Origin of the sequence: Flavobacterium sp. (assembly GCF_027483985.1) — a bacterium.
Lineage (GTDB): Bacteria > Bacteroidota > Bacteroidia > Flavobacteriales > Flavobacteriaceae > Flavobacterium.
In genome coordinates this window covers 240,513-258,348 of the sequence record NZ_JAIXTJ010000024.1, presented here as the reverse complement: position 1 = coordinate 258,348, position 17,836 = coordinate 240,513, and the positions used below count along the sequence as shown (strand labels likewise).

The window sequence follows — 17,836 nt, the reverse complement described above, 5'->3', positions numbered from 1 at the left end:
TATGGATGGAAAATATACTTGTACCTATTGGGGCTGCGAGCATCAATCGGCTAGAGAATTTCTATACAATGTTGTGAACAATGGTTATGAAGGTGTAGAAATCAATTTTCCTGATGATGCAAATTTCATAACTGAATTTATGGAAGAGTTGGAGAATATTAGAAATACTATTAATCCTAATTTTATTTTCATCGCGCAACAAGTGTTGTCCAATAAAAACGAAACGGTCGATGAATACATTGAAAGAATTACAAAACGATTGGAATTTTTAACCACTTTAAAACCCAATTACATTAACTCGCATACTGGAAAAGATTTTTATGATTTCAGTGATAATTGTAAAATAATTGAAATCACAGAACATATTACTCGAAATTCAGGAATTCCCATTTGGCATGAAATACATCGCGGCCGATTTTCATTTCATTTAAAAACGCTTTTAAAGTATATTGACATTTACCCCAAATTAAAACTAATTGCCGATTTCTCTCATTTTTGCGTAGTATCAGAAAGTAATTTAGAAGACCAAAAAGAGTTATTAACCAAAATTTATCCCAATATAAAACACATCCATGCTCGTGTTGGATTTGAGCAAAGTCCGCAAGTAAACAACCCTTTTGCTCCAGAATGGAACACTCATTTAGAACGCTATTTAAGTTGGTGGAAAGAAATTATTGAAATTCAAAAGAAAAGTAACGGTTCTCAAATAACCATTACACCAGAATTTGGTCCGTTTCCATATATGCCTCAAGAACCTTTCTCAAAGAAACCACTTTCGAATCAATGGGAAATCAATCTTGAAATGAAACACTATTTGCAACAAAACCTAATAACCAATGGATAAAAACAACAAAAACTATATTCTTTTTATTGCTTTAAGTGCGGCACTTGGCGGATTATTATTTGGCTATGACACAGCAGTAATTTCTGGAGCAATTGGGAATCTAACCGAATATTTTCATTTGACTCCTATTGAAACTGGTTGGGCTATTTCAAGTGCGTTGGTTGGCTGTTTAATTGGTGCCTTTTTCTCTGATTATTTAAGTAACCGATTCGGGCGAAAAGCAACAATGCTAATTACTGCTATTCTATTTATTCTAAATTCTGTAGGTACGGCATTGCCCAATTCATTTACAATGTTTGTTATATTTCGAATTGTTGGAGGAATTGGTGTTGGTATTGCTTCAATGGTTGTACCGATGTATATAGCTGAAATTGCTCCACCAAAAAGACGTGGCGCTTTAGTAGGTAATTATCAATTAGCCATCGTGATTGGTATTGTTGTAGTTTATTTTGTAAATTACTTCATCGCTTTGCAAGGCGATGCCGATTGGAATTTGAATATTGGTTGGCGTTGGATGTTTGGTTCTGAAATCATTCCTTCTATCCTATTTCTAATTTTTATATTTCTAATTCCCGAAAGTCCGAGATGGTTGTTCCAAAAAGGAGAAACCTCGAAAGCAATTAGTGTTTTGGAAAAATTAAATGCTCCAAATGATGTTGCTTTAGTTCAAACTGAAATTGAAAATTCACTACACCAAAAAGATAAAAATCAGTGGAAGCATTTAGTTAATCCTTTATTCAAAAAAGCGCTTTTTGTTGGTATTGGACTTTCTATTCTTCAGCAATTAACAGGTATTAACGCCATTTTATATTACGCGCCAGAAATTTTTAAAAGTTTAGGAAGTTCAACAGATGTTTCGTTGCTCGAAACAAGTATTCTTGGAGTTGTAAACTTAATTTTTACCTTATTAGCTATCAAATGGGTAGATAAAATGGGAAGAAAACCGTTGCTCTATATAGGTTCTATTGGAATGACTATTGCATTAGCAGCAGTTGGATTGTTTATTTATTATGACGCAGTTGGTAATTGGGTTTTACCTTTTTTATTACTATTTATGGCTTCTTTTAGTATTTCTTGGGGACCAATTGTTTGGGTGTTACTATCAGAAATTTTTCCAAATAAGATAAGAAGTTTGGCATTGGCAATCAGTGTTTTTATTCAATGGGTGGCTAATTTTGTGGTAACACAAGTTTTTCCAAGTTTGGTTGAAAATCAATGGTTAAAAGATAATTTTAATGGCGCATTTCCGTTTTATTTGTTTTCAATAATTTGCCTACTATCCTTACTTTTTGTTTGGAAAAATGTTCCAGAAACAAAAAACAAAACTCTCGAAGAAATGGATACGTTATGGAAATGAGAACGCTACTTTTCAAGTCGGTACTTTTGTTATTTATGATAAATGCAAGTGCCCAAAACAATTCCAAATATGTAAATACATTTATTGGTACAGATGGCACCGGACATACATTTCCTGGACCTTCATTACCTTTTGGAATGGTACAACCCGGACCTGATAACAACATTGCTGGATGGAACCATACGAGCGGTTATCAATACAAAGATACTTTGCTTTTAGGGTTTTCACAAACGCGTTTAAGCGGAACCGGAATTGGTGAAATGGGTAACATTTTGTTACTACCTTTCAATGAAAAAAAGCTAAAATTCAAAAACAGTTATTTCAAGAACACTGAAAAAGCAACTGTTGGCTATTATTCATTAACTAAAAAAGACGACATCAAAGTAGAGCTCACTTGTTCGGAAAGAGTCGCTTTTCATAAATATAAATATCCAAACAAAACGGCAAAATTACTGCTTGATTTTCAACACGGATTTCAATTTCTCAATGACAGTTTGGTACTAGAAAGTGACATCAAAATTGAAAATAATAGCACAATTTCAGGTTATTGCAAAACCAAAGGTTGGGTAACCAAAAAGTATTTCTTTACTATTAATTTTCAAACGCCATTTGTTGCATCTAAAGAACTTCCGAAAGAGAAAAAACAAAATGCACCGAAATATATTCTAGATTTTAATTTGCCAAAAAATAAAATTTTGCAGCTAAAAATTGCTTTATCAACGGTAAGTGTTGAAGGAGCAAAACAAAATTTAAAGTCTGAAATTCCGCATTGGAGCTTTGAAAAAGTAAAACAAAACGCCGAAAAAATTTGGAACGACTATCTGAATCGAATTGACATTGAAGCGCCACAAAAACAAAAGGAAATCTTTTATACTTCGTTATATCATCTGCTTTTACAACCATCCAATATTGCTGATGTAGATGGTAACTATCGTGGTGCGGATGATAGAATTGCAGTTGCTCCAAATAAGGAATACTACTCTACTCTATCCATTTGGGACATTTACAGAGGTGCCTTTCCGTTGCTTCAAATTATAGCTCCTGAAAAAATTGATGGAATTGTAAATACAATGCTTTTACATCACAAAGCCGCAGGATTTTTACCCATTTGGACGGCTTGGGGACAAGACAATTATTGTATGATTGGCAATCATGCCATTCCTATGATTTTATCGGCTTATACTAATGGATTTAAAGGTTTTGATAAAGACGAAGCACTCAAAGCCATGATAGAAACTTCAACCAAAAGTCATATTAATTCCGATTGGGAATTGTATAATCAATATGGTTATTATCCTTTTGATAAATTAGATAATGAAGCGGTATCCAGAACCTTAGAAAGTGGTTTTGATGATTATTGTGTAGCAAAAATGGCTAAAAATTTAAACGATAAAACAAATCAAGCGGAGTTTCAAAAAAGAGCCAATTACTATAAAAATCTTTTTGATGCTGAAACAAATTTATTTCGTGGTAAAGATTCCAAAGGCAATTGGAGAACTCCATTTGATCCTTTAACTGCAACTTCACCAATGAACAATCCAGGCGATTATACCGAAGCCAATGCCTGGCAATATTTTTGGACTCCAGCGCAATACGACATCGTTGGCATGAAAAATCTATTGGGTGGAAAAAAGGAATTCACAAAAAAACTCAATGATTTCTTTACCATAGAAAGTTTAAATCCAAACAAGTTCTTGGGTCAGGAAGCAATGATTGGTCAATATGCACATGGTAACGAACCTAGTCATCATATTGTTTACTTGTATGCGTATTCAGAAACACCAAAAATCGGACAAAAATACATCCATAAAATCATTAACGAATTTCACAACAACACGCCTGATGGTATGATTGGTAATGACGATTGTGGTCAAATGTCGGCTTGGTATATTATGTCTAACTTAGGTTTTTATCCTGTAAATCCAACTAATGGAGAATTTGTCCTCGGAGCACCACAAGTTAAAAAAGCAACTTTGCATTTAAAAAACGATAAAACGTTTACCATTGAAGCAACTAACTTCTCTAATGAGAATATTTTTCAAGAAAACCCTAAACTGAATAGTGCTTCACTATCAAAACCATTCATAACCTATTCAGAAATTATGACTGGTGGTACTCTTAATTTTCAAATGACCAATAAATAATTTATTCAATGAGAAATTTATATATAACATTAGTAATTCTAGCTTCGTACACTATGAATTCACAAAATAAAGATTCAAATAAAGTCGAGGAAAAATATCAAATACTACCTTTTGGAAGCATCAAACCTTCGGGTTGGATAAGAACACAAATGCAAAAAGATGTTGATGGTTTTGTGGGCAACTTAGATCAATTAGTTCCAGACTTAATTAATGACCCCATTTATGGTTCAGGAAGATTGCACAAGAACAGCGAAGTCAAAGATTTGGGAAACAATAAAGAAGGCGATGCTGAAGGCAGTGAACAATACAAATGGTGGAACAGCGAAACCCAATCCAATTGGTGGGATGGTTACATCAGAAACGTCATTTTATTGAACGATAAAGTGGGACTTAAAAAAGTTAAAAAGTACGTTCAAGAGGTTTTAAAAACGCAAGATGAAGACGGTTATATTGGTATTTATGACAAAGATTTGCGTTATCAATTCAACTCAGAAAATGGTGAATTATGGTCAAAAGCTACAATGTATAGAGGTTTACTTGCTTATTATGAATACTCAAAAGACAAGAAATTGTGGAACGCTATTGTAAAAGCTGTTGATAATGTGATGACAAATTATCCATTAAATCAATCTAGTCCGTTTACTTCTGGTAATGCGTTTAATGGCGGAGTTTCACACGGATTAACATTCACAGATATTTTGGATAAAATGTATCAAATTACTGGTGAAACAAAATATACCGATTATGCGCTGTTTCTATATAAGGATTTTAGCAAAACCTTTCAGTCTGAAAAAGATGTACAATTGAATAACATTTTAAATCCCAATTACAAATTACAATCCCACGGTGTACATACATATGAACATTTGCGACCACTATTAGTTGCTGCTTATGCTTCTGATAATAAAGAACTACAAAAAGCACTTCAAATTTATATTCAAAGAATTGAAAACACCACAACACCAACAGGTGGTGCAATTGGCGATGAATGGATAGCCGAAAGAATTGCCGATGCAACTAATACTGGTTATGAATATTGTTCTTTGCACGAATTATTAGATAGTTATTCCGTTTTGTTTCAAAAGCAAGGAAATTCAAAAACTGCCGAAACCATCGAAACTATTTTCTACAATGCAGCTCAAGGTTCACGAAATCCAAATCATTCTTGCATAGCCTATTTAAAAACCGATAATTCTTTCGAAATGGAAGGAACGAAGAATGGTGAAGTTGAAGCTAATCGAAATCAAACTAGATATAAATATTCGCCTGCGCATCAAGATGTTGCCGTTTGTTGCAATCCAAATGCTGGAAGAATTACTCCTTATTTCATAGAAAAAGCTTGGTTGAAAGAAAATGACACTACTTTAGTAAATGCACTTTTAATGCCCAATACAGTTGCAACAAAAGTTCAAAATAAAAACATAACAATTGAAACGATTACCGAATATCCTTATCAAAATAAATTCACTTTCAAAATAGCAAATCCAAATAAAGCTTCTTTTATTTTAAAGATTAGGAAACCTTCTTGGGTTACAAGTATTATCACAAAAGAAAAATATACTAATGAAAATGACTTCTTAGTTTTTGACAGACCGTTTGCTAAACAAGACATTATTGAAATTAATTTCAGTACTAAAATTCAAATAAAAGAAGATGCAAACAAAGAAAAATATTTTTCTTACGGCGCATTATTTTATGCAAAACCTATTAATGCTATAGAACTTAAAGGAAAAACCTATTTTACTAATTTTGATGATTTATTTTATCAACCAAAAGACAGTAATCGCTTCCAATTTATTGACGAAAACCAAGCTACTTTCAACAATGGTAAAATAATAATCAAAGCAAAAAACAAAACAACCAACCAAATAGAAAATATTACACTTATTCCATTTGGAACAACCATCTTAAGACAAGTTAGTTTTTAAAATAAAAAAGATGGAAAAGTAACAACTTTTCCATCTTGAAGCAACTACTTTAATGTACTTAATGGTTATTAGGAACTAAACATCAATAAGAAAATTCAAACCAAAAAGTACCGTAGTTGTTTTATGAATTTGTTTAACACAAAATAACCGCCAAATAAATTGGAAAACCAATAGTTATGTTTAAAGGAAAAGTTACTGCTAAAGCCATTGGTAAAAACAATCCCGGATTGGCCTTTGGCGCAACAATTTTCATAGCTGCCGGAACTGCAATATAAGAAGCGCTAGCCGCTAAAATTGCAAAAATAAATCGGTTTCCGATATCTTGTGTTACAAATTGACTTAGATAAGCCACTATACAACCGTTGAATAAAGGAATTATTGAAGCAAAACCTGTAGCAAACCAACCACTTTTTAAAAAATCATTCAACTTTTTGCCACTTACTATTCCCATATCTAGTAAAAATATGGCTAAAAATCCTTTAAAAATATCGGTAGTAAAAGGTTTAATTCCCATAGCTTGTTGGTCACTGGCTAGGAAACCTATCAACAAACTTCCTAAAATCAATAAAACACTACCGTTGGTTAAAGAATGTCTGATTACCGATGACAAACTAGATTCTTTAGCATTTACTTTATTTGCGCCATAAATTCGCATTAAAATCACACCCACAACAATTGCTGGAGCTTCCATAAGTGCCATTACTGCTACCATATGACCTCCAAAACTGTATTTTTGAATCTCTAAAAAAGAAGCAGCCGTTACAAAAGTTACCGCACTAACTGAACCATAAGCCGCAGCGATTGCTCCCGAATCTTGAATATTGAATTTCCTTTTTAAAATAAAAAAACAATAAGTAGGAATAATAATGGCAATGGTCATTCCAAATAAAACCGACCACAAAATATCTAGACTAAAAGTACTGTGTGCTAATTCTTGTCCGCCTTTAAATCCGATGGAGAATAAAAGGTAAAGCGAAATAAATTTGGAACTGTTGGGCGGAATCTCTAAATCACTTTTTAAACGAGTGGCGATAATTCCTAAAAGAAAAAATAGTAAGGCTGGATTGGTTAAATTATCTAATAATAAATTTAAGTTCATTGGTTTGATTTGTATTTACGCAGATTTATAATCGATTATTTAATCTAAAAACAATTTTAAATAGCATTTAGAAGCAAGTTACTTCTTGAAGTAAAATTAAAACTTAAGTTGAAGAAGCTCTTTTTAATCGGTCGTTAATGGTATTGCCCAATTGATTGTCAGGAAATCGTTCTGCAATAATGATATCTAATTCTAATTGATCTAAACGATGCATTGCTGCATACAAGTTGGCTGCGGCTTCTTCTAAATCAGCGGTTACCGATAGCACTTCTTTCGCAACGCAATCAGTAGAATTGAATTTAGAATTGAACAACAATAAACCGATTTTTTTGCCTTTGTAAAAGTCCATAGCATCAACAATGTCGGTTACTAAAATAGTTTTTGTACTGGGTGCATAATGTTTGAACATCATCCCAGGCGCATTTGGAGTCTTTTCTTCAAAATTTTGAATACGAATTGTACCAATTTCACTTTCAATAGTCTCCACTGCAATAGAACCTAATCTATAAAGTACCGGAAGTTCTCCATCAAATCCAATAATAGTCGACTCAATGCCGTTTTGGCACTCACCACCATCAAGAATCATTGGTATTTTAGTATCAAAATAACGAGCAACATGTTCTGCCGATGTTGGACTAATAGATCCAGAAGGATTAGCACTTGGCGCTGCTATTGGAAATTTTAATAGATTTAATAACTTTAAGGTTTCAGGATGATTGGGCATTCTTACGGCAACACTATTTTTACCACTAGTGATATAGTCAGCAACAGTATCTTTTTTTGGAAGCACTAGCGTTAACGGACCAGGCCAAAATTTATCCATTAATTGTTTGGCTTTACTAGGTATTTCTGAAACCAAATCTTGAACTACTTCTTTGGAGCCAACGTGCACAATTAGCGGATTATTTTGAGGTCTTCCTTTGATTTGATAAATTCGTTTTACGGCAACTTCATCATAAATATTGGCGGCTAAACCATAAACAGTTTCTGTTGGAATGGCCACTACCTCATTGTTTTCTAATAAAAAAGCAGCTTGATAAATATCTTTGGATATCATTTTATAGTTTTAAGGATTACAAAAATCACAATAAGCAGGATCTTCTGTTTTTTTGTTATGCGGATATAAAACTTCGCTAGTATATTCGCACTTTTTACAGGTGTATAGGTAACTTAAAGTTGAATTTGTAGCAGTACTGCACCATTGACAAGGTAATCCAGCTTTGGCATCGGTAACCACAAATCCGGGAAGTTCACAATTTGGACATTTGGATTGAACCGCTTCAAGCAGTTTTTTAGCCGTTTTTTCAATAACTTTCATCCGACTCGGATTATAATTAGCTCGCATATCGGTTTCAACATAAACCGTTCCGAACTCCTTTTGGAAATCTTCAAAATGCTTTTTTAAAGCCTTTCTGTCGGTTATGCCTTTGACTACTTTAGTAAAATTATTTTCTGCCGATTTCATTATTAATGCGTGCGAAGGAAACGCCGCACGAAGTGCAAAATCAAATAGTTCGGTTTCATTATTAATTTTGGATGCATTAAAATTGGTTTCCATACTTAGCTCGCGAACTACGATTTCTAAATCATTTTTAGCATCCTTAAACATCATAAGTTCCTCGTTGCACGAAGCAAAAAAAACCGATGGATGAGCGCCAAACGAACCTTCACTTGAAATAACTAAATCACATTGATTCTTTTCCATAGCAAGAAGGCATTTTTTGCGAAGCGTTGTCAGCGCATCATCTTTTCTTTGAACTTCACCTGTAAAAGTCCCTAAGGTGTCGGTATCAAATAAATCGGTTACAAAACAATTAACATTAAGGTGTTGCTCAAACAATGGAGCAATTACGGTTTCTTTAGCATGTTTTGTAGCTATAAGCAGCTTTCTATTACTAAACACTATTCTGAAAATTCTATATAAACGGTACTTTTAACTACTAAATTCACTCCTTTACTTTTGGCCGCATTTATGAATTCTTTTAGTTCAACTTGCGTCGCTTTCAATTCCTCGATTCGTTTTTTAGAATGCTGGCTATCTCTTTCAAATCGGATGTGCTGACTAAAATCATCTATTTTATGATAATTAATTTTACTAACAATTAATTCTGATAAAACATTGTTGGCATCACTTGGAGTAAACGTACTATCGATAAGCTTGAATTCTTTTTTTTCTTGAACTTTCATAATTTTATATTCATTTTTTTTAATTGTGAAACTAGTAGTAAAGTAGAAATACCTAACAAACACATAAATAATACTTGCTGTGAAAATAGTGTTAGAATAAAACTACCAAGTGCAACGAGCAACAATACGGTCAGCACTATTTGGTCTTTTTTAGATAATTTATTGTTATTCATATTTATTCTTTAAGTTGTACAGATGCTTTGGCAAAAACATAGTCCTATTTTATTATTCAAATCTTATTCTAACATTGGTGTTACATTTCGAAATTCATTTGAAAATGCTGTCCTTTTAGTTATTGAACATCGGTTAATCACCACTTGTAGTATTAATTTTTGACAAAGGTATATGCTCTATTTCATATATTTTTATTTATATTTGTTATGAAATACATAAACATATTTTATGAATTATACTTTACATCAATTGCAAGTGTTTTTAAAAATCACGCAAACAAAGAGCATTACTAAAGCTGCTGAGGAGTTGCATTTAACCCAGCCAGCGGTTTCGATACAACTAAAAAATTTGCAGGATCAATTCGAAATTCCGTTAACTGAAGTAGTGGGAAGACAATTATACATCACCGAATTTGGAAAAGAAATCGCAATAGCTGCTCAAAATATAAGCAATGAAGTTTATGGCATTAATTATAAGACCTTAGCTTTTAAAGGCATACTTTCTGGAAAACTAAAAATCTCGGTGGTATCTACAGGAAAATATGTTATGCCTTATTTTTTATCTGATTTTACAAATAAAAACAAGGGAATTGAACTAGAAATGGATGTAACTAACAGAGGAAATGTAATCAAATCATTAAAGAAAAATGAAGTCGATTTTGCCTTAGTTTCAACTTTACCGAATGATATTGAAGTACACTCAGAAGTTATTCTTACCAACAAACTTTTTTTGGTAACCAACACTAAAAATAAGGAAGAAAATATTAAAAAAGTAAATGATTACATTGCAAAAAGTGCGCTAATTTATAGAGAAGAGGGTTCTGCGACACGAATTGCAATGGAGAATTACTTAAAAAATGAAGGATTACAAGCCAAAATGAAACTAAAATTAACTTCTAATGAAGCCGTAAAACAAGCCGTAATCGCAGGACTTGGTTTGTCGATAATGCCCTTAATTGGTTTGAAAAATGAATTAGAAAATGAAAGCATCAAAATCATTCCGGCAAAAAATCTACCAATTATTACCAATTGGACTTTAATTTGGTTAAAAGGAAAAAAATTGAGTCCGACAGCTACCGCTTTTTTAGATTTTATTCGTCAAGAAAAAGCAAACATTAGCGAGGAACACTTCTCGTGGATTAATTCGTATTAAATATTTTTTCTACTAAAAATAGACGTTTAGATGGATGCAAATTTTTTATAGGTTCAAAAAAATAGTTTGATATAATTTTTCAAATTGAAAGCGAATAACACTGAAAACATAAAATAATTTCGCTATTTAGATTTAAATCAATACTTTAGATTTTCATAACATTCCTTTTTTGGAATAATCTAAGTTAGAACTTATGACAGCAGCACAATTTGAAAAACTATCCAATGATTTGAGTTTGTTGGCTTCCAAAATGCCATTGCATTGGGGTTTTATACAAAATAACGCCACCGATTCACAAGTCAATATGTTTCAAATAGCTGATTATGAAACTTTAGAGCGCCAAATTACAGCGCTTACTGACGAATCAAAAAACTATTTCAGACGCCGTTGGTTTTTATGGAAATGTGCTCAATGTGATGAATATCTATTTTGTCAAAATTCAAATGTTACACCCAATCCCAACCACAAAGACCAATCCTATGATTTGGAATTTAATAGTAATTCTAGCTTACGATTTGATTTGAAAGGTACTGTAATTCCTAAAGATTTTATAGAATCTATCGATAAAGTTGTAAATGATCCAACTGAGATGGTTCGTTTCTTTTATGAAAAACAAAGTACTGGTGTGAGAAGCAACATCCAAAACAGACTTTTCATAGCACATCATTCGATGCTAGATAAAAAAAGAGAAATGCATTTAAGAAGTGCTTGGGAATTTAAGAAAAATGTATTTGCAGAATATGCTTCAAAAGTAAGTATTCACAATAATTTCATTAGTTGTCAAAAGGTGATTTCAGATGTAATTTTCATTTTAGAAGATCGTTCAGGAAATCTATCTCATAAATTTTATAGCATCGACTAAAAGCGCTATATTGCACCATGCAAACTGGACATTTATGAACGCTAAAAATACCCAAAGTACCTTCTACTCTATTGCAGCTATCGCTGAAAAATTAAGTCTGTCGCAAAAAACTATAAGACGACACATTGCCAGTGGCAAATTAGAATCCGTTAAAATTGGAACGTCTTATCGAATTCCGGTGGAAGCTTTAGATCAATTTATTAATTCAAATGCTGCTGAAGAAGAAGCCCAATATGGCTATGATTTACATGGTAAAAAAATAACGCTAAATACAAAAGCAAAAAGAACCGTTAATTATAAAAACAATGCTAAAGACGATGTAAATTGGACGGAAATCATTGACCTTTGGGAAAATCCAAAACCATCTGAATTAACCTTTGTTGATTTATTTTCGGGCGCTGGTGGCATTACAAAAGGATTTGAATTGGCAGGACTAAAAGGCATGTGCGGAATGGATTGGTTTGAAGCTGCTGCAAAAACGTATCGAAAAAATTTCAATCATCCGTTTATTGAAGGCGATATAAAATTACCCGAAAAGAAAAAAGAATTCTACGATACCGTTGCAAAACAGTTGAATGGCAGTACTTTAAATATTGTAGCTGGCGGTTTTCCGTGTCAAGGATTTAGTATGGCCGGCAACCGCATTGTTGAAGATCCAAGAAATTCATTATATAAAGATTTACTAGAAATTGTAGTTCACCTAAATCCCGAATTTGTAGTTTGTGAAAATGTCGTTGGTTTGCGTTCAATGCTTCAAGGTAAAGTTGAAGAAATGATTATCAATGATTTTAAAGAAGCAGGTTATGAAATGAAAGTTACCGTTTTGAGAGCCGCAGATTATGGTGTTCCACAAAAACGCGATAGGGTAATTTTTATTGGAAACCGAATCAATAAAACCAATTTACATCCTAAACCATTTCTATCGCCTACCGATTATATGACCACTGGAGAAGCCATTCAAGATTTAATGCATCTTCCTGATGACGCGGCATTCAATCACGTTTCGACTAAACATCGTCCGGATATGGCGCAAAGAATGTTGGAATTAGAAGAAGGAAAAAGTTTATATAAAGGTTATTCCGATGCGTGGAAAAAGTGTCCGTGGAACGAAGCTTCGTGCACTATCAAAGAAAATCACGGTGGCGTGAATATTCATCCCAAACTACCGAGAGTATTAACCGCAAGAGAAATGGCGCGCATTCAATCGTTTCCCGATGACTTTCTGTTCGAAGGTCCGAAAAACAAACAATTGGTGCAATTAGGCAATGCAGTACCACCATTATTAGCCAAAGCCATCGGATTAGCTATTAGAAAATCCTATAATAAATAATTGTATTTAAAAGAGTTGGATATTCTAAATTACCATTTTTTTTAAATTCAAATTAATACTTCAAACAAAAACACCCATTAATTTGTGGGTAATTAAGATTTTATATATTTGTACAAATTAATTTAATTATGAAAAAAGTTTTACTCGCATTTTTGCTGTTAACATCGTGTAGTTTTTTTGCTCAATCTACTGATTTAGATCCATTTGAAATCAACTATTCTTATGTGCAGCTTCCAACAAAACCTATTTTGGATAAGAAAAACAGAAACTATTCGTTTTTGATTTCTTTTGATCGTTCTTTATTGTACAATAAATCGAAGTACTTTATTGAAAATCAAGTAACTATTTCTGGTTTAGAAAAAAGAGAAAAAAATGGTTATATGAGTATTGAGGTAATGCTCCAAAATCCTGTAGTAACTAAAAAAGAAGTTACCACAAGAACCGTATCGAATAAAGATAGAAATGGAGTTTTAACTACAAGATATTACTATACACCTGTAGTTTCTTACACGCAGCAAGGAAATGCAAAAGCAGTAAGTGGCGACGGGAAAATCAATAAAATTATAAGTTTTAACGCTTCCAACACGATAAAAGGAACGGAAACTGAAAATTATAATCAGGCGCAAAATGGTCAGTATTCGTTACAAAGTACAATCGTAAATAATTATTTAAACGAAGTAGTAAACCGTTTGAACAACGAATTAAACAACGAGTTTGGTTATCCTGTAAAAACTGGTAAAGACCAATTTTGGATTTTAGCTAACAAAAAACACCCAGAGCAAGCAGCTGAATACAATGCTTACGTACAAGCTAAAGCGGTTTTGGATAAAATGAATTTTGCTGAGCCAGTAGATGGTTTTGAAAAAGAATTGGAAGAACCGATTAACTACTTCAAATCGTTGTCTAATAAATACACAACTGATTCTAAAGCTGATAGAAAAATACGTTATAGCGCTTACTATAACTTAGCAAAAATCTACAACTATTTAGACCAACCAGTAAAATCTAATGAGTGGGCAAATGTCTTAATCACAAATGATTATGATCCTGGTGATGGAAAATCGATGGTGAAGGAAAATGACAACAACATTGCGTTATTCAATGTCAATCAGTTAAAAACTAGACACTTTCCTATTGATACAAAGAATTTTATATTTGAAGAAAATGTGCCTCAACAACAAGGATACAATTCTAATCCTTCTTATTCGCAATCGGCACCTTATAGCATAGAAACGGATCCAAATTATACTCTTGCCTACATTTTGACTATTAAAAAAGACACCGTTACTGGTTATATGCCAAAAAGTAGAGGTTTGAATTTAAGCGATGCCGTAGTAGTTACTGTAAAAGATTTTCAAGGTAAATTTTCTGAAAGAAGTTTCAAAGCCAATGAAGTTAACAAACTGATCTTAAGTAACGGAGAAGAATTTGCTACTGTAGCCTTTAAAGTGTCTTCTGAAAATGGTGGTGTAACGCTTTCTGGAGCTAGTAAAAAATTCGTTAAAGAAATGTATTCTGGTAAGAAGATGTCAGTTTATCAATATTTTAATGGTGAGATTATTGTAAAAGCAGCCAACGAATCGGAAGGAAAATCTACAGCTTCGGCCTCATGGATGTTAGGTCCGAAAAAACGATTTGAAGAACTCGCAGCAGGTTGCGCCTCTTTATTAGAACGCGTTGATAAAAAAGAGTTCAAAAACAATTTAGAAAGTATATTGACCTTCGCACAAACATTGGACGAATGTAAATAATAAAACTAGTACAATACAAAAAAAGGATAATTCATAAGAGTTATCCTTTTTTTTGTACTAATCAAAATGATTTTATAAAGTATCAAAACCGTTTTTTATGGCATAAACCGCTAATCCAACTCTAGACTTTAGTTCTAATTTTTCAAACAGATTATCGCGATAACTCTCAACCGTTCTTGGACTACAAAACATTTTTTCGGCTATTTCTTTATAATTCATTTCGGTTACCGAATATTTTAAAAATTCTTTTTCTCTATCGGTTATTGAAATCACAGCTTCATTGGACTTTAATGGACTTCCAATACTTGCGAAGACCTTACTTGCCGCCCATTCTGGATAAAAATACCCATTGGTTACTAATGATTTAAGTGCTTTTTCTAAATCAGCTGGATGCGTATTTTTTAGCAAATAACCTTTAGCGCCATTTTTGATCATTTTAATCACACTTTCGTCATCATCTTGCATACTCAATGCCATAACGAGAACATCAGGATGATTTTCTTTCAGCCACAAAGCAGTATCAAAACCGTTCATTATCGGCATACTAATATCAAGCAAAACAATATTCGGAATAGTACTTTGTGATTTAAATTTGTCTTGAAGTTCTTTTCCGTTTTCACATTCATACAAGACTTCAAAATCAACAAAATTGGCTATGATTCCTCGCAAAGCTTTTGCAATTAAAACGTGATCGTCGACAATAACAATAGAATGTTTCATTATATACTTGGAATAGAAATTAACAAATGTGTTCCTTCAGCACTACTTTTTAAACTTGAAGTTCCGCCAATGATTTCGGTGCGTTTTTTAATATTACTCCACCCAATTCCATCAGATTTTTTTGAAACATCAAACCCAATTCCGTCATCAGCGATTGAAAGTGTAATGGATTGTTCGTTTTTAGTTAGAAGTCCAACAATGTTCTTGCATTTAGAATATTTAATGCTGTTTTGAAGAAACTCTTGAACAATTCGTAGCAGTACACTTTTCGTTTGATAAGGTAAAACCAAATGAGTGGCATCCGAACTAAAATTTACTTTACATATTTTCAAATCGGCTATCTTTTGAAATTCTTCTTCTAATAAAACCGTAATCGGACTGGTATCAATAGTATTATCAGTTAGATTTTTGGAAAGCGCACGCAACTCTTTAAGCGATTGGTTAATTATTGCACTTATATTTTCGATATTCTCGTTAATGTGAGGTGCTTTATTTTCATAAGCCAATTGCTGCGTATACAAACTGGCTAAGGTTAACTTCTGCCCAATGTTATCGTGAATTTCGCGACCAATATGCTGCATTGTTTGGTTTTGTATTTCAATTTGAGTAGCCAAAAGTTCTTGTTGGTGTTGCTCGTGTTGCGTTTGAATCATCATAATATGTTCTTTCTTTTTTAAATTATATTGACGCACAAAAGAGAATATTGCAATTATGAATGCAATAAAAAATACAAAAAATAAAATAGTATTTAATATGATTTGACTTTTCCCCATATAAATGATGCTGCAAATAGTAAGTACATTAAACAATTAGAAACCATAAAATAGATATAATAACTATTCCAATACTTAGGAATTTCTAAAATATCGAAGTATAAGGCAAAAAAAGGCATGTTTCCAATATAAAAGAAAGTTACTCCTACATTGATATAAAACATTTTATTCTCCTTAAAATTCAAAATGGCATCGCTTTTTATTTGCTTCAAAAATTCTGACATTACGAGAACCAGTAAAAGTAAATTTCCGACCGTTGTATTTAAGGATAAAAAAGAATAATCCTTTTGTTTTAGGTAATCATCAAATACCAATGAAACTAAAAACAACAACGATAACCACCAAAATAAGGCTTTATTCTTAAGCGATTTTACTGCAAACAACCAAAAAAGAAACAAATACTCTATGGGTATATGCACATAAGATTGAAAAACTCCAATTTTAGATTTGAACTCTGCTTTGGCAACAAAACTTATAATTTCATAAACAAAAATATAAGCAAGGTAAACGACAAACCACTTCCAATAAGAATTTTTTAAAGATTTAAACTTAATAATTCCTGCCACCAAGGCGATAAATTCGCAAAGATGCAATAGATGTATTAATATTTTTGGTTGTTCATACATAAAAAAATAATTAAAAGCCCATTCCTACTGCTGGTCCTGGAGGATATAAGGTACCGTGGTTTTGACCACTCATATCTCTTGTACCCGCGAGCGCACCTGTTTGATTATTTGGGATATTTTCGCCTGGTCTATAAGCATAATTACTTTTTTGAGAAAATCCTTCTCTAAAAGTAGATTCATCAAGTGGATTAAAATCTAAAATTTGATCTCCAATTGTAATTGTTGGTATCATAACTAAAGTATGTAAACCTTCATAATCTTTGAATAATAAATTCCCAGATGAATCCTTTAAATCTTTAAAATCATATTTCTGAACAGTGTCATTCGAAGGATATGTTGAGTAATAAAATCTAACGCCTAGATTCTTATCAGTTAGAGTTCCATCTACATTCTTAGATTTTTTTTCAATGTGATATAAATACTTTTTTAAAGTTTCTAAATCAAACCATATTGCATTAGCGTCTTTTGGAGCAATAGTTCCAGATTTTGATTGAATGTACTCTAATTGATTATATTTATATCCTTTCGTCATAACATGAATCAGGTCGGCATCGAGTGTGCTCATTTTTTGAGCATCATAATCCATACAGATATTTTGGGAATCTGGAACTGGCGACACCGGATCAGTTGTAGGTTGCATAATAAAATAAGTAATCAAAACTGAAGCAATAGCTACTAGTAAGTAGCCAAGTAAATTTCTTAGTCTCATAATCTTTTGTTTTTAAATTGGTTATAGTTGTATAAAAATAGTTTTTATTTTGATACAAAGTAACCAACTTCCTACTTTTTTATTAATAGTTGTTTAACTAATTCTATATCCGTTAAACGACGGTGTTTTTCAAATTATAAATTAAAGTAGTGATTTTAATCGATTATTACTTAAATTAGC

Annotated in this window: 16 protein-coding genes; 8 read left to right on the top strand and 8 right to left on the bottom strand. The window is 32.4% G+C overall.

The window, feature by feature from the left end; genetic code table 11:
- Nucleotide 1 precedes the first annotated feature (1 nt).
- The 4 genes from Q0050_RS06985 to Q0050_RS06970 are packed head-to-tail and all read left to right on the top strand — an operon-like array spanning nt 2 to nt 6,273.
- A complete protein-coding gene (locus Q0050_RS06985) occupies nt 2-844 on the top strand; it encodes a sugar phosphate isomerase/epimerase (RefSeq protein WP_298393648.1) in 843 nt (280 codons plus the stop codon).
- The gene (locus tag Q0050_RS06980) at nt 837-2,201 is read left to right on the top strand and encodes a sugar porter family MFS transporter (RefSeq protein ID WP_298393646.1); all 1,365 of its coding nucleotides are present in this window, start codon (nt 837-839) and stop codon (nt 2,199-2,201) included. Before Q0050_RS06985 ends, Q0050_RS06980 begins: the two co-directional genes overlap by 8 nt.
- Entirely contained in the window at nt 2,198-4,345 is a 2,148-nt protein-coding gene (locus Q0050_RS06975) for a GH92 family glycosyl hydrolase (RefSeq protein WP_298393644.1), read from the top strand. The genes Q0050_RS06980 and Q0050_RS06975 overlap by 4 nt, the downstream gene beginning before the upstream one ends.
- A gap of 8 nt (nt 4,346-4,353) precedes the next feature.
- On the top strand, nt 4,354-6,273 hold the full coding sequence (locus Q0050_RS06970; RefSeq protein ID WP_298393642.1) for a beta-L-arabinofuranosidase domain-containing protein: 1,920 nt from the start codon (nt 4,354-4,356) through the stop codon (nt 6,271-6,273).
- 133 nt (nt 6,274-6,406) lie between these two features.
- Here the strand turns inward: Q0050_RS06970 and Q0050_RS06965 are convergent, their stop codons facing one another.
- The 4 genes from Q0050_RS06965 to Q0050_RS06950 form a co-directional block, all read right to left on the bottom strand.
- Nucleotides 6,407-7,372, bottom strand: a complete 966-nt coding sequence (locus Q0050_RS06965) for a sodium-dependent bicarbonate transport family permease (RefSeq protein WP_298393640.1) — start codon at nt 7,370-7,372, stop codon at nt 6,407-6,409.
- A gap of 103 nt (nt 7,373-7,475) precedes the next feature.
- The gene (locus Q0050_RS06960) at nt 7,476-8,429 is read right to left on the bottom strand and encodes an L-threonylcarbamoyladenylate synthase (RefSeq protein ID WP_298393638.1); all 954 of its coding nucleotides are present in this window, start codon (nt 8,427-8,429) and stop codon (nt 7,476-7,478) included.
- 9 nt (nt 8,430-8,438) lie between these two features.
- Complete coding sequence (locus Q0050_RS06955) at nt 8,439-9,275, bottom strand: DUF6671 family protein (protein WP_298393636.1); 837 nt, start codon at nt 9,273-9,275, stop codon at nt 8,439-8,441.
- Entirely contained in the window at nt 9,275-9,559 is a 285-nt protein-coding gene (locus Q0050_RS06950) for a hypothetical protein (RefSeq protein WP_298393634.1), read from the bottom strand. Before Q0050_RS06950 ends, Q0050_RS06955 begins: the two co-directional genes overlap by 1 nt.
- A 402-nt stretch (nt 9,560-9,961) precedes the next feature.
- Here Q0050_RS06950 and Q0050_RS06945 point away from each other — a divergent pair, with 402 nt between their 5' ends.
- The 4 genes from Q0050_RS06945 (at nt 9,962) to Q0050_RS06930 (ending at nt 14,828) form a co-directional block, all read left to right on the top strand.
- The gene (locus tag Q0050_RS06945) at nt 9,962-10,885 is read left to right on the top strand and encodes a LysR family transcriptional regulator (protein WP_298393632.1); all 924 of its coding nucleotides are present in this window, start codon (nt 9,962-9,964) and stop codon (nt 10,883-10,885) included.
- A 193-nt stretch (nt 10,886-11,078) separates the two neighbouring features.
- The gene (locus Q0050_RS06940; RefSeq protein ID WP_298393630.1) at nt 11,079-11,747 is read left to right on the top strand and encodes a hypothetical protein; all 669 of its coding nucleotides are present in this window, start codon (nt 11,079-11,081) and stop codon (nt 11,745-11,747) included.
- Between the two features lie 34 nt (nt 11,748-11,781).
- Complete coding sequence (locus tag Q0050_RS06935) at nt 11,782-13,077, top strand: DNA cytosine methyltransferase (RefSeq protein WP_298393628.1); 1,296 nt, start codon at nt 11,782-11,784, stop codon at nt 13,075-13,077.
- 128 nt (nt 13,078-13,205) lie between these two features.
- The gene (locus Q0050_RS06930; RefSeq protein WP_298393625.1) at nt 13,206-14,828 is read left to right on the top strand and encodes a hypothetical protein; all 1,623 of its coding nucleotides are present in this window, start codon (nt 13,206-13,208) and stop codon (nt 14,826-14,828) included.
- A gap of 72 nt (nt 14,829-14,900) precedes the next feature.
- Here the strand turns inward: Q0050_RS06930 and Q0050_RS06925 are convergent, their stop codons facing one another.
- The 4 genes from Q0050_RS06925 to Q0050_RS06910 are packed head-to-tail and all read right to left on the bottom strand — an operon-like array spanning nt 14,901 to nt 17,656.
- The gene (locus Q0050_RS06925) at nt 14,901-15,548 is read right to left on the bottom strand and encodes a response regulator transcription factor (protein ID WP_298393624.1); all 648 of its coding nucleotides are present in this window, start codon (nt 15,546-15,548) and stop codon (nt 14,901-14,903) included.
- On the bottom strand, nt 15,548-16,321 hold the full coding sequence (locus tag Q0050_RS06920; RefSeq protein WP_298393622.1) for a histidine kinase: 774 nt from the start codon (nt 16,319-16,321) through the stop codon (nt 15,548-15,550). The genes Q0050_RS06925 and Q0050_RS06920 overlap by 1 nt, the downstream gene beginning before the upstream one ends.
- Entirely contained in the window at nt 16,297-16,947 is a 651-nt protein-coding gene (locus Q0050_RS06915; protein ID WP_298393620.1) for a hypothetical protein, read from the bottom strand. The genes Q0050_RS06920 and Q0050_RS06915 overlap by 25 nt, the downstream gene beginning before the upstream one ends.
- A 10-nt stretch (nt 16,948-16,957) precedes the next feature.
- On the bottom strand, nt 16,958-17,656 hold the full coding sequence (locus Q0050_RS06910; protein WP_298393618.1) for a hypothetical protein: 699 nt from the start codon (nt 17,654-17,656) through the stop codon (nt 16,958-16,960).
- Between the last annotated feature and the right edge of the window lie 180 nt (nt 17,657-17,836).

Coding starts and splice junctions, on each gene's coding strand:
- Q0050_RS06920 (WP_298393622.1), bottom strand. CDS start 16,321: ATGGGGAAAAGTCAAATCATATTAAATACTATTTTATTTTTTGTATTT.
- Q0050_RS06950 (WP_298393634.1), bottom strand. CDS start 9,559: ATGAAAGTTCAAGAAAAAAAAGAATTCAAGCTTATCGATAGTACGTTT.
- Q0050_RS06940 (WP_298393630.1), top strand. CDS start 11,079: ATGACAGCAGCACAATTTGAAAAACTATCCAATGATTTGAGTTTGTTG.
- Q0050_RS06925 (WP_298393624.1), bottom strand. CDS start 15,548: ATGAAACATTCTATTGTTATTGTCGACGATCACGTTTTAATTGCAAAA.
- Q0050_RS06965 (WP_298393640.1), bottom strand. CDS start 7,372: ATGAACTTAAATTTATTATTAGATAATTTAACCAATCCAGCCTTACTA.
- Q0050_RS06945 (WP_298393632.1), top strand. CDS start 9,962: ATGAATTATACTTTACATCAATTGCAAGTGTTTTTAAAAATCACGCAA.
- Q0050_RS06970 (WP_298393642.1), top strand. CDS start 4,354: ATGAGAAATTTATATATAACATTAGTAATTCTAGCTTCGTACACTATG.
- Q0050_RS06930 (WP_298393625.1), top strand. CDS start 13,206: ATGAAAAAAGTTTTACTCGCATTTTTGCTGTTAACATCGTGTAGTTTT.
- Q0050_RS06980 (WP_298393646.1), top strand. CDS start 837: ATGGATAAAAACAACAAAAACTATATTCTTTTTATTGCTTTAAGTGCG.
- Q0050_RS06935 (WP_298393628.1), top strand. CDS start 11,782: ATGAACGCTAAAAATACCCAAAGTACCTTCTACTCTATTGCAGCTATC.
- Q0050_RS06985 (WP_298393648.1), top strand. CDS start 2: ATGGATGGAAAATATACTTGTACCTATTGGGGCTGCGAGCATCAATCG.
- Q0050_RS06910 (WP_298393618.1), bottom strand. CDS start 17,656: ATGAGACTAAGAAATTTACTTGGCTACTTACTAGTAGCTATTGCTTCA.
- Q0050_RS06975 (WP_298393644.1), top strand. CDS start 2,198: ATGAGAACGCTACTTTTCAAGTCGGTACTTTTGTTATTTATGATAAAT.
- Q0050_RS06915 (WP_298393620.1), bottom strand. CDS start 16,947: ATGTATGAACAACCAAAAATATTAATACATCTATTGCATCTTTGCGAA.
- Q0050_RS06960 (WP_298393638.1), bottom strand. CDS start 8,429: ATGATATCCAAAGATATTTATCAAGCTGCTTTTTTATTAGAAAACAAT.